The sequence below is a fragment of the Halomonas sp. H2 genome, assembly GCF_050215315.1.
In the GTDB taxonomy this organism is placed as follows: Bacteria; Pseudomonadota; Gammaproteobacteria; order Pseudomonadales; family Halomonadaceae; genus Vreelandella.
Map to the genome: position 1 here is coordinate 1,275,618 of NZ_CP189760.1, position 14,482 is coordinate 1,290,099.

General features: G+C 58.1%; 6 protein-coding genes. All 6 read right to left on the reverse strand.

The features are described from left to right. Positions 1-16 precede the first annotated feature (16 nt). Genes ACQE2I_RS05860 through ACQE2I_RS05885 form a run of 6 tightly spaced genes read right to left on the reverse strand, consistent with a single transcriptional unit; the run spans position 17 to position 14,409 of the window. Entirely contained in the window at positions 17-1,342 is a 1,326-nt protein-coding gene (locus tag ACQE2I_RS05860) for an aminotransferase class I/II-fold pyridoxal phosphate-dependent enzyme (RefSeq protein ID WP_427030517.1), read from the reverse strand. After that, positions 1,339-8,772: an SDR family NAD(P)-dependent oxidoreductase gene (locus tag ACQE2I_RS05865; protein ID WP_427030518.1), complete on the reverse strand. Its 7,434-nt coding sequence runs from the start codon at positions 8,770-8,772 to the stop codon at positions 1,339-1,341. Before ACQE2I_RS05865 ends, ACQE2I_RS05860 begins: the two co-directional genes overlap by 4 nt. Next, entirely contained in the window at positions 8,769-10,373 is a 1,605-nt protein-coding gene (locus tag ACQE2I_RS05870) for an LTA synthase family protein (protein WP_427030519.1), read from the reverse strand. The genes ACQE2I_RS05865 and ACQE2I_RS05870 overlap by 4 nt, the downstream gene beginning before the upstream one ends. Beyond that, positions 10,366-11,163, reverse strand: a complete 798-nt coding sequence (locus tag ACQE2I_RS05875) for an SDR family NAD(P)-dependent oxidoreductase (protein ID WP_427030520.1) — start codon at positions 11,161-11,163, stop codon at positions 10,366-10,368. Before ACQE2I_RS05875 ends, ACQE2I_RS05870 begins: the two co-directional genes overlap by 8 nt. Further along, a complete protein-coding gene (locus ACQE2I_RS05880) occupies positions 11,160-12,401 on the reverse strand; it encodes a capsule biosynthesis protein (RefSeq protein WP_427030521.1) in 1,242 nt (413 codons plus the stop codon). The genes ACQE2I_RS05875 and ACQE2I_RS05880 overlap by 4 nt, the downstream gene beginning before the upstream one ends. Before the next feature lies 1 nt (position 12,402). Then, complete coding sequence (locus ACQE2I_RS05885) at positions 12,403-14,409, reverse strand: capsular polysaccharide biosynthesis protein (RefSeq protein WP_427030522.1); 2,007 nt, start codon at positions 14,407-14,409, stop codon at positions 12,403-12,405. Between the last annotated feature and the right edge of the window lie 73 nt (positions 14,410-14,482).

Sequence of the window (14,482 nt, forward strand, 5' to 3'; positions counted from 1 at the left end):
AAAGTGCATTATAAAACTATGGCAGCAGTGCGGTGAGCGCATCAAGCGTTTGGTCAATGTATGCTTGGGTGTGATCACAGGATAGAAAAAAGCGTAACCGTGCGCTTTTTTCGGGTACCGCCGGGTGCAGGATTGGCTGTACGTTAATCTGTTGTTCTAACAATTCGTTGGAGAGCCGGGCGGCTGCCGCGGAGCTGCCAATAATCACTGGCACGACCGCGGCGCCGATGCTTTTGCCGGTATCTAGCCCGCGGGCGGTGGCTTGTTCTAGGAAGTAGCGTGAAATGGCATGCAGTCGCTGAACCCTTTCCGGCTCTTTCTGCATTAGTTGCAGGGCTAGTAACGAAGGTGCCGCGACTTGGGCGGGCATGCCGACACTGTAGAGAAAGCCGGGCGCCAGATAGCGCAGCGTTTCCACCAGCGGTTTGCTACCGGCGATATAGCCGCCGCAGCCAGCCATGGCTTTGCTCATGGTGCCCATCCATATATCCACGTCGCGCGGGTCGATATCAAAATGCTCGCGAAGCCCCAGGCCGGTGTCGCCCATCACGCCAAATGAGTGGGCTTCATCGACCATTAGCCATGACTGGTAGCGCTGCTTGAGCTCGATAAAACGCGGTAGCTCAGGGATGTCGCCATCCATGCTGTAGAGGCCTTCGATCACCACTAGCACGCGTTCAAACTGATGCCGATGGCGTGCCAATAAAGTTTCTAGCGCCTCAGGATCGTTATGGCTAAACGACATGCGTTTGGCGCCGGAGAGCTGCGCGCCGACTAACGAGCTGTTGTGGATATACTCGTCGTGCAGCACTAAGTCTTTGGGGCCTAGCAGGTAACCCAGCGTCGAAACATTAGTAGCGTGACCGCTGACAAACACCACGGCGTCTTCCACGTCATAGGCATCGGCCAGGGCCTGTTCGAACTCTTGGTGAATAGGCCGTTCGCCGGAGACCACGCGGCTGGCGGAGACTGACGTGCCGTAATGGGCCACGGCATCGCAGGCGGCCTGATTAATGCGCGGGTCGCCTGAGAAGCCAAGATAGTTGTAGCTGGCAAAGTTGATACAGTTTTTGCCGTTGATCATGCTGGTCGCCCCGGCGGTGCCTTCGTGCACCTTGAAAAACGGGTCGACCAAACCTAATTGATCGGCGGCCTGTCGCATCATGGCAATTTGCTGATAGCCGGGCTGGGCATCAAAGCGAGTAAAACGCTCGGGCACCGTGCGCTGCTCAGCCCCTTGCCCATTGGCGGAGTGAGCGGCAGCGCCGGGAGCACGCGGTGCGGTGCGCTTGCGTGCTTGTTGCAGAAGTTGCTGTTTCAATTCAGAGCGCTTGGCTGTCATGGTGTCTCGGTCGCGGGTGATGAGGAAGCGGACGTAGGCTCAGCGGTGAACCCTTCAGTGCCATGCTGTGCGGCCAGCGAGGCTATCGCATCTTGCGGGGCGTCTTCAACATCATCGTGCTGATGCATTTTCTGAATCAGCACGCTCGCCAGTTTGTCCAGCGTCGATGCTTCGCTGAGCACCATGACAGACACCTGTACACCCAAACGGTTCTCGATAGCGGTCATTAGCTCAACCCCCATCAGCGAGTCAAAGCCCATGTCGTAGACCGAACGGTGAATATCGAGCTTCTCTTCGTCAATCAACAAGATGCTAGCCAGTTCGGCGCGCAGCAAGTCGGTTACCGCGCTGTGCAGCTCCTCAGGGGAGAGGTCGGCCAACAGAGCGCGGATATCGTCGTCGGCATCGACGCTGCCGTCGTCATCGCTGGTGCGGGCAATTTCGTTAAAGCGTGGCGCTTCAGCGGTGGGCAGGAAGCGGGCAAGCGCGCCCCACTCCAGTTCCAGTACACCCAGGCTTGGCCCTGGGGCTAGCAGCATCTGTTCGAGCACGTTTAGCGCGTCGTCCGAGCGTAGCGCGGAACCACCTAAACGCTCCTGCAGGGCATCCCGGGTGCGGGTGTTGCGGGCCAGGAAGCCGACATCTTCAATCGCACCCCAGCGCACGCAGGTCGCGGGTAATCCCGCCGCACGGCGGTTGGCGGCAAACGCTTCCAGCCAGTGGTTGGCAGCTACGTAATTGGCCTGGCCAGGGTTGCCGAACAGCGTGGTCGCCGATGAGTAGAGCACGAAGAAGTCCAGCTCGGCATCGCGGGTAAGCGCGTCGAGATGGCGAGCACCATCGATTTTGGGCGCTAGCACTTTTTGAATGCGTTCGGCATCCAGGTTGCGAATCAAGCCGTCGTCAATCACCGTGGCGGCGTGCACAATACCGCGCAACGGAGCGAGTTCACCCTTAACACGCGCAAGTACTTCGGCCAGCGCGGCGCGGTCGGTGATATCGCAGGCGGCGGCGAGTACTTTTACGCCTTGCTGCTCAAAAGCGGCTACTGCGGCTTGGGCCTCTTCGCTGGCGGCGCCGCTGCGGCTGAGCAGAATCAGTTGGCGTGCCCCTTTGTCTACCAGCCACTGGGCTGTCCTTAGCCCAAAGCCACCCAGGCCGCCGGTCACCAGGTAACTCGCTTCGGCAGATAGCTGCATCGCTGCCGTGCCCAATACGTCGTTTTGCGGCGGCGCGATGGGCTGTTCGTAAGTAACCACCACTTTGCCGATTTGACGCGCCTGCTGCATATAGCGGAAGGCGTCGATCACCTGGCTATGGCTGAACGCGGTAAACGGCAGCGGGCTTAACGTACCGTCGTTAAACAGCGCCATCATCTCGCCAAACAGGCGTTGGGTCAGCGCGGGCTGCACCTTCATTAGCTGGTCGGAGTCGATACCGAAGTAGCTTAAGTTATTGCGGAACGGACGCAGACCGATATGGGTGTTTTCATAGAAGTCGCGTTTGCCCAGTTCCAGGAACCGGCCGAACGGACGCAGGGCGCGCAGGTTCTGGTTGATTGCTTCCCTGGCCAGCGAGTTAAGCACCACATCGACGCCTTCGCCTTGGGTATCTTCGAGGATCTCTTCGGCAAAGGTGAGCGAGCGTGAATCGTATAGCCGCTCGATACCCATCAGGCGCAGGAAGTCGCGCTTCTCTTCGGAACCCACTGTGGCGTAAATTTCTGCTCCCAGCCACTGGGCAATTTGCAGTGCGGCAATGCCCACGCCGCCTGCGGCGCCGTGAATCAATACTTTCTCGCCTGGCTCCACCCGTGCCAAGTGCTTAAGCGCGTAATAGACCGTGAAGAAGGTCGTCGGGATCGTTGCAGCAGCGGCAAAACTAATGCCGTCCGGCAGCGGCGCTACCGCATGTTGGCTGGCGATAAGCTTATCGCTAAAGCTGGCGGGACCGAAGCCAACGACGGCTTGGCCTGGCGTCACATGGGTGACATGGCTACCCACGCTTTCAACCACGCCTGCAAATTCGAGGCCCAGGGTTGGCCCGGCAAAGCCGTTCTCTATTGCTTCATCAGAAAGCAAGCCCAGGGTATACATCACATCGCGGAAATTAAGCCCGGTGGCTTTAACGCTAATTTCAACCTCGTCGGCGCTGGCTTGCGGCAATAAGCGTGGCCGCCAGCTTAACTGGCGCAGCTGGCCGGGCATGGCAAAACCGAGGCTCATTGCTTGACGCGGCTGCGCGGTTTGTTCTGCCGTTAGCTGTGTCTTTGTCGGGCGTGGCGCTGGCAGCGTACGTAGCCGAGTAGCGAAACGGTGGCCTTGGTTATCAATCAGCGCTTCGTTTTCGCTGTCCGGTTGGGCCAGGAACATTGCCCAGGCGTTAAGCGCGGGTTCGCTGATCGCCGCCGGTACATCCAGCAAATAAACGCTATGGCCCACGGCTTCGTTGGCCAGCGAGCGTCCAAAGCCCCATAGAGCGGCATCGCCGGGGACTTCAGTAGCGCTATTAGCCTCGCTGGCGGGTGTTGCATGCCAGAGCGCGCTAAGGCCGTTGGTCACTAGCCATAAGGACGCGGTGAGCGAGTGCTGCTCTAGCGCCAGCGTCCACTGGAGCGCGTACTCACAACGGGCGGTTTGCGCCTCGGTGCTGCTGGCGCCGAGGCCGCGCAGGTCAATCACATTGAGCGTTAGCTCGGCTTGGCTATTCAGGGCCGATTGAGCCAACAGCTCAGCGGGGGCGGCTTGGCTAACGCTGAGCAGGGCTGAGTCTCCCTGTTGTTGCAGTGCCTCGACCAGCTTGGCGGCGAGTGCCTCGCTTTGCTGATCTGCTACAACCACATGCCGACGCCGCGCCGTGCTGGCAGCCGTGTCTACGGATAGCGTATCGAGTGGCGCATCTAATGGCGTATCTAATGGATAGTAGGCGTGGAGTAAATAGGCGCCGTTGTCGCTCTCTTCCAGCTCCATCGGTGAGGAAACCACAAAGCCCTGGTCGTTCAGCCAGCCGATAAGCGTATCTTGCTCAAGCGCGCTTTGATCGATACCTGGCGTGGCCAGCAGATCATCTAACCAGCGGCTGGGCGCTATGCCTACCAGCATTACCTGGGCGCCAGGGGCCAGCTGTGCTGGCAGCGCCTCAATTAGCTGACGCGTGGCGGCTGGTTGGGTGATATCGACGCTTACAAACGCCAACTGCGCTTTTTCAACGCTAGTGGGCGCGATTAACGGGGTGGATTCGTTGTTGTCCAGGTGCAGCAAATCGATGAGCGGGAAGCGTTCTTGCATCTGCTCCGCCTGATGGCGCGTGCTATCGAGGGTAGTGATTGCGCGGTAATGCGTTAGGTCGTGGTACAGCGACTGGGCACTGCGTTCCAGCAGGCGTTCGCCCAACGCCGGTGTGCTGGGGCCAGCTTCTAGCAGTTGCAAGCGCTGTCCGGCGGGGAGCTCCGCGATCAGGGCGTCGATCAACTCACCTAACTCGCCTGCCAACGCTTGCCAGCCGCTTTCGCCCACTAGCACTCGGTTTAAGCGCGCCAGACTATCCTGGTTGATGCCCAGGCTTTCCAGGTCACTAGTGCCGCAGCGCAGCGCTTGCTGATGCAGCCCTAAGCGCCCCACTAGGTGTATGGGCGCAAAGTAGTCGGGGTAGTCCTGCACCAGCAGTTGCCAGATAACGTCCGGCGAGTGCTGCGCTTGTTGTTCAGAGTCTTGCGAACCTTGTTGGGCAAACGCTTCGCTAAGACTATCGAGCAGTGGGGCGACCTCGCTGCCGTAGCGCTGGCCGGTACATTTGGCGTAAACGCTGGCGATATCGGCTAACCGGGCAAGCGCATCGCCGGGCAGTGCCAGCGGCTCCGCCTGCAGCGGCGCTGGTGTTAGTTGCACATCCAAATAGCTGAAGTGCTGGTGGTGGGCGCGGTTGAGGCGAATCGCTTTAAAGCGGGTTTTGCTCAATACGGCGACGGCATTACCCGCGGCGTCATAGAGCTCAAAGTCGGCGGTAAAGGAGTGCGGGGCACGCTTACCCATCACGGCGCGGGCTAGTACCGGTGCACCGGCCTGGGTGTTGACCTGAATGCGTCCCACGCGAACCGGTACAAAGGCGAGCTGTGCGGCAAACTTGCTGTGTTGGGCGAGCAGAGGGATAAACATCTGGAAGGCGCTATCCAGAATGCCGGGGTGTAAGTGCAGGGACGCTAACTGTGCTGTTACGTCATCCGACAGGGCGATTTCACCAATCACCGCATCGCCTTCAATCCAGCCGTGGGCAATCGCCTGGAAAGCGGAGCCGTAGTGCAGGCCAATACGCTCGGCCATTTCCAGGTGGTCTGCCAGCGTGTAGTCCGGCGCGCGGGTGGGCAGCGCAGGCGCTTTGCGGTTGAGTAAAAAGCCACGGCTTTCGCGCATGCTGCGGGCTACGGCATTAAGTTGCCACTCAACCCCGGTGGCTGGTTCGCGGGAGTGGATCTCCAGGCGGCCATCTGCCGGCAGGTAGCTAAGCCGCATGGTACGGCCATGGGGCCCATCCAGCAGCAGCGGCGCACGAATTTCCAGCTCTTCGATATCGAGCAGCGGGGTGTCTTTTAGCTGCAGTGCTGCGGCTAGGGTGAGTTCGACAAAACCGGCACCCGGGAATACCGCACCTTCGCCGACGACGTGGTCGGCAAGCCAGGGCTGGCGTTGGGTGTCGAGCTGGCTTTCCCAGGTGTGTTCGTGCTGCGCCAGCGGGTAACCCAGTAGCGGGTGTTGGTAGTAGCGCGAAAGCAGCTCTTGGCCGTCGTTGGTGCCCTGAACCCAGTGGTGGCTACGCTGCCAAGCATAGCGCGGTAATGGCACGCGTTGACCTACCACCGGTAGTTGGCGGCTGTTCAAGGTAAGGCCACTGAGCAGCAGTTGGCTTAAGCAGCGCTCAAGACCCTCTAGACCCGGTTTATGGCGCTCAATGGTGCCGAAGACCAAACCGGGGCGCTCCAACTGGCGCAGTGATTCATTGAGATAGCGGCGCAAAATGGGATGGGCACCAATCTCGACAAAGACGTTATTGCCTTGTTCGATAAGCGCGCTCGCGGCGGCCTCAAACAGCACCGGCTCACGGATATTGTTCCACCAGTAGGTGGCGTCCAGTTCGTGACCCTCGCTGAGAGCGCCGGTCACGGTGGAGTAGTAGGGGACTTGCGTAGCACGCGGGGTGATATCCGCTAGGGCGTCGATGACGCCTGCTTCAATGCTGTCCATCGCGGGGCTGTGAAAGGCGTAATCCAGCGGCAGGCGCTTGGCAAAAATATTCTGCTCGCTTAGCGTGGCTTCCAAAGCGCCTAACTGCTGACTATCGCCCGCCAGGGTAATCCCTTTCGGGCTGTTAATGCCGGCCAGGCACACCTGGTTGAACTCGGGCTTGTCGAGCCACTCGGCGATATCGTCGGCACTCATGGCCACGGCGGTCATTTCGCCCTGACCGCGGGTTTTGCCCTGATAGTCGCTGCGGTAGTAAATGACTTTGACGGCGTCTTCCAGGCTAAGCGCGCCGCTGGCCCAGGCAGCGGCGACTTCACCCACGCTATGGCCGAATACCGCGGTGGGGGTTATGCCTTGCTCGTAAAGCCACTCGGTGAGCGCTACTTGCAGCGCAAACAGCGCTGGCTGAGCGATCTCGGTCAGCCCGAAGCGGTTATCATCGCGTTGCCCATTACGGCCTTCTAGTTCTGCGCGCAGCGAGAAGTTACCGTGCTGCTGAAAGAGCGCGTCTACGCGGTCGATAGCGGCTGCGAAAACCGGCGAATCGCCGAGCAGGTCGTGCCCCATGGTTTCCCACTGGCAGCCGTTGCCATCGTAAACGAATACTGGGCCTAGCGCATTGGGCAAGCCCTCAAGCGTGATCAGGCTTTGCGTTTCGCCGGCGGCAAATGCGCTGAGCTGGGTGGCCGCTTGTTGCGTTGTTTGGGCAAACAATAGCGCTCCATGACTATGCCGTTCACGGTGGTTGAACAGCGTGTAGGCAATGTCGTAAAGGCTGGCGCTGTCTTTTTCGCGCAAGTCGTTTTCACGCAGATAGTCGGCCAGGGTTTCGGCGCTTTGTGTTAACGCGGCTTGGCTGCGGGCGCTTAGGCGAATCGGCAGCGGCGCGTTGGGCGCCTGCAGTTCAGGAGTGGCTCGCTCGGGTGGGCTGTGCAAAATAACGTGAGCGTTCGCTCCGCCAAAACCGAAGGAGTTCACGCCAATCACCAGGCGGCCCTGTTTTTTCAGCGGCTGGGCTTTAGTGACGACTGACAAATTCCACTCATCAAATTTGATGCGCGGGTTAAGTTTGCGAATACCAATGGTGGCCGGCACCTCGCGGTGCTGAATACTGTATAGCGCCTTGGCAAGCCCTGCCACGCCGGAAGCGGTTTCCAGGTGGCCGAGGTTACTTTTTACCGAGCCAATCAGCAGCGGTGTTTTGCGCTGTTGGCCGAGCGCTTCACCGATCGCGTGGGCTTCAATCGGGTCGCCTACCGCGGTGCCGGTACCGTGAGCTTCCAGGTAGTCGATCTCATCCGGCGAGATGCCCGCTTGCTCGTAGGCGCGCTTCATCAGTTCAACCTGGGCTTTGGGGTTGGGCACCGTCAAGCCGGATTTATGGCCATCGGTATTCACTGCAGAGCCTGCGACTACGGCAATAATATTATCGCCGTCGGCCACCGCCTGGTCGTAATCTTTGAGCAGGAAAAGCCCAGCCCCTTCCGAGCGCACGTAGCCGTTGCCCGCTTCGTCAAATACCTGACAGCGGCCAGTCGGTGAGAGCATGCTGGCTTTGGAGAAGATGATAAAGCCGTAGGGGTGCAGGTGCAGGCTGATGCCGCCCGCCAGCGCCATGTCGGTTTCACCACTGCGAATCGACTGGCAGGCTTGGTGAAAGGCCACCATAGAGGACGAACAGGCGGTATCCAGCGACATGCTGGGGCCGTGTAGGTCAAAAACATAAGACAATCGATTCGAGGCGATGCTGGAGGTGTTGCCGGTGGCGGTAGAGGCGTCAATAGCCGCCATATCGTCTGCGATGCGATATGAGTAGTCGAGACTGGCGACACCTAAAAACACCCCACACTGACTGCCGCGCAAAGAGCTGGGCACAATGCTGGCGTCTTCCATGGCTTCCCAGGCGAGCTCTAGGAGCATGCGCTGCTGGGGATCCATATTGGCCGCTTCGCGAGGTGAAATACCAAAAAACTCGGCATCAAACCCACTGATGTCGCCTAGGCTACCAGCGGCAAAGGTCACGCTGGTTCCGGGATGGCGCTTATCTGGATGCTGATAGGCGTCAAGGCTCCAGCGGTCAGCAGCCACTTCGGTTACTAAATCTTTTTCGGCTTGCAGGTCCTGCCAGAACGTTTCAGGGGTGGTGCCTGGGAAACGATGGGCGGCGCCGATGATGGCAACGCGTTTAGTCATTCTTGCTCCTGAGGTTCTGGTTCTGCCTTGATCACATCGCTACTTATACCGTGCCCAAACACCTGTTTGAAAAGCTGGACACCAAGTTCGTTTGCGGCCAGTTCGTGTGGCTCACCGTTCGTTGTCGAATTAGTCGTTGCCCTATACTCCGTTGACCATACCATGTAGGGGGTGCGGCCATCAGGGGGTGTAAAGTATGCGTACGCCTCCGGCAGAATTGGCACATGATCCCCATACCAGCTTAGCAGGCCCGGTCGATTTGCTGTATTTAGCGAACGTTTAACGCTTGCCAGCATCTTGTCGGATTCGCTTAAGTGGTGCAAATAGACTGCGAGGTCACGTAAGTGGCCAGGTAGGGGCCACGGAGCATTGGGCAGCGTTGCGGCTAACGTCGCTTGGTTTGGTGCTTCTAAATGTAGTGGGCCGTGATTTTCCATGGTGATAACAAAAATAAATAGTGGCCTATTATCGTCATCTTCAAGCAGGCGTCCAATCTTTCGTGCAACGGCTAGGTCACTAATGTACTGACCGTTTTTGTCGCTGCTCTCGAAGGCATTGATATCTATAAAGTGGTCAAAGCCTAATTGGGGCATTACCTTGTGGCGAAAATAGAAGCTCGCCAGGTACGGATGTACACATATCGTGCGATAGCCAGCCGCTTTTAGCGCACTCGCCAAACTGGGCCGCGGATGGCGTGAAAGGGTGCGGTAAGGGTTAAATTGGCGTGCGCCCCATAGGTCAGGCGCAATGCCGGTCAATACGGCGCACTCAGTGCGCACGGTATTAGCCCCCCAAGCGGGCACGTTTAATGCGCCGTGCAGGGTGGCGTTTGCGCGGGTGGCGTCGAAATGCTCGAGTAGTTGTGTATTGACGTCTACACACCAGGGGCGCGGGTCGAAAAACGCCTCACTCTGAACCAGCACCACATTAGGTAGTGCTTGTTCGCTTTGATGCGCTTTCGCGACCGGCGTTAAGGCGTGAAAGGGCGATTGCTCTGGGCTGGGAATGGGGGAGCGCATTAGCGCTATACCGTAGGCCCACAGGCTGGTGAAAAGCCCCAATCGATGCATGTCTTCCACGGGCTGCAAGGTGATAGCCGGTAGCCGATGGACACTAAGGGCGAGCAGAACCGCCCCGGCGGTGATCAATCCAAACGCATTGATCAGAAAGCGGCTAGTGCCCTCGCTGGTAACCAGCGAACCTTCCCAGTAGAAAAACGCACCGATGGCGACTGCGGCGGCGCTACTGGCGGCTATGGCCAAGCCAATGCCGAAAAAGGGCACGTATAAGCGCGGATGCAGTACAGCATCCCAAAAGTATTCGAAATCGTGACAAATAAACGGTTCGTTAAGCGTGTGCGATTTGGTGTTACTCGACTGCACAACCACCAACTGCAGCGAGAGAATCACCATGGCCGCAAACCAGGGTCGCTGAAGAAGCAACACTAAGAGCCCAAATAGCAGCAGCCATGAGCCCATATGCACACTATTCGCTGCCATACCACGCTGCCAGAAGGGGCGCGGTCGAGGACTAAGCAGGGCTTCAACCATGCCGCTGATTAATAGCCCTGCCAGCAGAGGCCAAGTAAGCGCGTTAATCACGGGGCGAGTCTCCTGGCTGATTAAAGCCCAGGCGTTTGATCAGCCACTGGGAAATCCCTGCGGGTAGCACTGCGAGCCACCAGGTGCCGAAATTGAGCGGAAAGGGAAAGCTGATGCGTGCACGGTTAGCGCTAATGCCGCACTTAATCACTTTAGCGGCGCGCTCCGGCGGCCACTCAAAGGGTTTTGGCCCCGGCATGGCAGCGCACATGGGCGAGGTGACGTAGCCGGGCATGACCACCGTGACGCCAATGCCGTGGGGGGCGAGCAGGCCACGAAGCCCTTCGCCGTAGGCTTTAATGCCTGCTTTGCTAGCACTGTAGCTGGGCGTAGTCGGCAAGCCGTGCCACGCAGCGAGGGAGCTAATCAACACCAGTTGACCGCTGCCGCGGGCCTGCATGGCAGGCACTAAGTGTTGCACCATGGCGATGGGGGTCTTCAGGTTGAGATCCAGCAGCGCTTGCACGTCTGCCCAGGGCTCTAAGGTACCGGGGCCTTGGGGGTGGGTATTCTTGCCTGCATTGGCGATAACGATATCTGGCACCTGCTGGGCGCATAGCTCGTTTAGCCAGATTTGCAGGGCGTGGCTGTCAGTCAGGTTGATGGTTGAGAGCGTGACCTGGGCGCCTCGCAGGTGGCATGCCTCGGCAAGCGCCTCTAGTTTCGCCATTTGCCGGCCATGTAACACTAGGTGCGTACCAGGGCCCGCATAAGCACGGGCTAAAGCGCCACCGATGGCCCCTGTGGCGCCGGTAATCAGCACACAGCGTGAGCGTTGAGATTGGCTCACAGCAACTTCTCCAGCGGCGACGGGCAGGCTTCCAGGGTGCGGGCGGCATTATCCACCGCTAAATCGATACTGGGCTGGCAGTAATAGCCCCCATTGACCTGAACGGCGTGCATCACGGTTTTTTGGAAATAGCCAAATAGCTCGCTGTTAGGCGGCTCGGGCTGTTGCCAAAAATCCGCTAAGTTGCCCTGATAGGTCAGCCCATCCAGGTTGTAGATCGGGTCGCTGAGCGCGAATGTCGGGCAGTGCTTCTCAAGAGATACGATGCCCACGGTGCTGTTAACGGTGACATTACCGTTGGCGTGTTTGAGCAGGGCATTGAGGTCCCCCGATTCTAGATAGACGATGCGCCCTTGCAGGCCGTGGCGTTCTTCAAGCTGTTTGATCACTTTAGGATAGTTGACCAGCCCCATATCCAGCGGGTGATTCTTAATACATAGCAGCGTATCGTTGGGCGCGTGCTGGGCAAACGAAGCCATTACCTCGTCCATCACGCCTTGCATATCGGCGTAGGGTGAGTGATGGCGTATCTGGGCGTCACTATTAAGCTGCAGTGGCAGCATAAAATAGGGGTGGCCGCTTTCAATCAGCGTTTTGATGCGCTCGGCATCGCGCTTTTTCCACACCGCTTTTAATTGAGCAAAGCGCTTGATATAACCCGCGTACTCGACGGGGGCGGTAATCGGCGCATGATTGCGGTAACGCGGCGCAACGATTGGGTTGGCTAACCCGGCCAGGTGATAGCGTACATCGTGCATTGCACGAATTTTGAAGGAAGAACGAAAGCGCACGGGAGCGGGCGGTTCAGGCAGCGCTTTGCCGGTTTCATAAAACCAAGTGGGGTCGCGGGGCAGCAGCGAGTGGCCGTTAACGCCTTCGCGCTCTAGCGTGATCCAGAACGGGCGAAAGTAGCCCTCTTCGAACACGTGAGTGCGCACACCTGCGGCGGCAGCGCTATCGACCGCGGGGCGATGAATAGGGCGGCGGTCACCGAACAGTACTTGGTCGGTAATGGCGTGCTGTTGCCACAAGTCTTTGATATAACCGGGTAACTCTGAGGTAGGGCCGCGGAAAAGATAGTTTTCACCATGGCTGCGCTGCCAATAGGCGATATCGCCAGCATTGAAGTTGACCTTAACGACACGATGCCCATCGTTGACCAGGCGCTTGGCTAAGCGCTGGTAAAACGGTGAGCAAACGCCCTGCAAGAATAAGAATGCACGCTTCTGATGCTTCAACTCAATGCCTTCCGATCAACAAGTTACGATAACAGCGGTAGAGATGCTGTTTCCATGTAAGGGTAGATTTTTGTGTTCTTGCCTGCTCCAACAGGCTGACGACGGTTTCAGCGTTGCATAGTTGGCCGGTCGTTGGGTCTACATAGCCGGGGTAGAGAATAAGCGTGCCGGCAACCAGTGCTTCTAGCGACAAAGACCGCGTGCGCCGCGGGCAGCTTAACGCATCTTGGGTTAACCCCCAGCCAGCATAAAATGGCAGGCCGTAGGTGCTGACTTGCCGCTTGCGTAAAAGCGCTTCAAAACCGGTCAAGGAGCTCATGGTGTGAACTGCATCGACACGCTCTAGCAGCGTGGCGATGTCGATGTCACTGGCGTCTAGATCATACAGGCGTTTGGCGTCGGTATCGAGTGCGCCGACACGCGCGCCGCTTAATACATCGGGGTGGGCTTTGTAGACAATAAAGGCATCGGGGTGGGCGTGACGCACCGCACTCAATAATCCGCTATTGGTATTAATGTGCGGGGAACCGGTGGCAATTGAGGCGTCACTCTCCACCTGGCCGGGCACTAAAATAGTGTGGCGCCCTTTGGGTAAGTTGACATCTAGCTGGCCGCGCACGTTGTACTTGGAGAGCTTAAGCGCCACCAGCCGTTCACGTAAATGCCGTGCCCGCAGCAGAAGGTCGTCGCTAAACGAGGCGCTATTCAACAACGCTTCTAAATCGCTGGGCTGGCTGGGGTCGTAATAGATGCCCTGGGAGTCAATCACCAGCGAGAGTGGCTGGGTTAGATCAACCCCAAGCCCTACCGAACGGATAAAGCCATCTTCCATACGCCAGAGTTCTGGTATGTGTTGAGCGTGCTGGTGTTTAAATGCTTCATCGATGCGGCTCGACCAGACCAGTAGCCGTTCGGTGGCCGGCTGGCTGGCGGGCAGTTCGGTCTGATAGCTCACTTTCGCGGCAGCGCCTAAAAAGTTGCCAATAAAGCGTCGCTTCCATGAGGAGAATCCGCACGCTAGCCAATCGCCCCGGTAGCGCTCCTGTTGGCGTCTTTGGTCGGCAATTAAGGCGATGGTTTCTTCTAACGTGGCTGATTGCTGCGTATAAGGATTGGCGTAGCGGCAATAGCGTAAATAGGCCGCGGCAAACACTTCCTCTAGCGTGCGAGTAACGCGACGGCGCGTGCAGGGCAGTTGGTCATGGGTGAGGCCCCAACCGGAATAAAACGGAATACCAAAACAGTGCACTTGCTTACCCGCAAGCAACGCTTCAAAGCCAAGCTGGCTGGTAACCACATAGACGTGATCGACCTGGTCAAACAGCGCCCACGGGTTCAAGTCTTCGCCGATTACCTTACAGCGCGGGTGGTTTGCAGCGTTGAGTAGATGGCCGTGTTTTTTGCCGGCGATAACGTCAGGGTGAATTTTGACCAGTACGTCACTTTCAGGATGCGCCTCTAACGCGGCCTCTAGCATCTGCTGAAAGCTTTCCGCTTGGGCTCCCCCGTAATGAATAGAGGCGTCCCCCGCGGTTTGATCGACCACTAACACGCGCGCTCGGCTGTCGCCCTGAATAGGCAGGTCAGGGGCGTGGTTATATTTGGAGAGGCGGTAGCGGGCGATTAGCGCCATGCAGCGATCTGCCTCGTCTAACTCTTCATCATCAAAGGTGGCCGTGTTAAGCCAATTTTCTAAATCAGAAGGGCGCGAAGCATCGTAATAAATGCCGGTTTCGTCAACGACTAGGCTATGCGGTTGAAAGCCGTTTACGCCTAAGCCTAGCGAGCGTATAAAGCCGTCTTCTAACGCCATATAGGGCAATTGGTGGCGTTGGGCATACTGCCTGGCGCGTACGCTCGTGGGCTTTAATCCCCAGCCAATGATGGCGGTGGGCTTCTTCTTAAATGGGCGGATGCGGTCGAAACGATTAAATTCGGGCAGCAGAGCAGGCAGGGCTGCCAGCTTGCGAATACCTGAGGATGTGTAACCAGCCGTTCGTTTCGCCATAAGTAAGGCCACAGTTGGGTAACAGGATAAAGGATAGGCGGGCGAACATACGTGAATTGGCTGGGCTTATCAA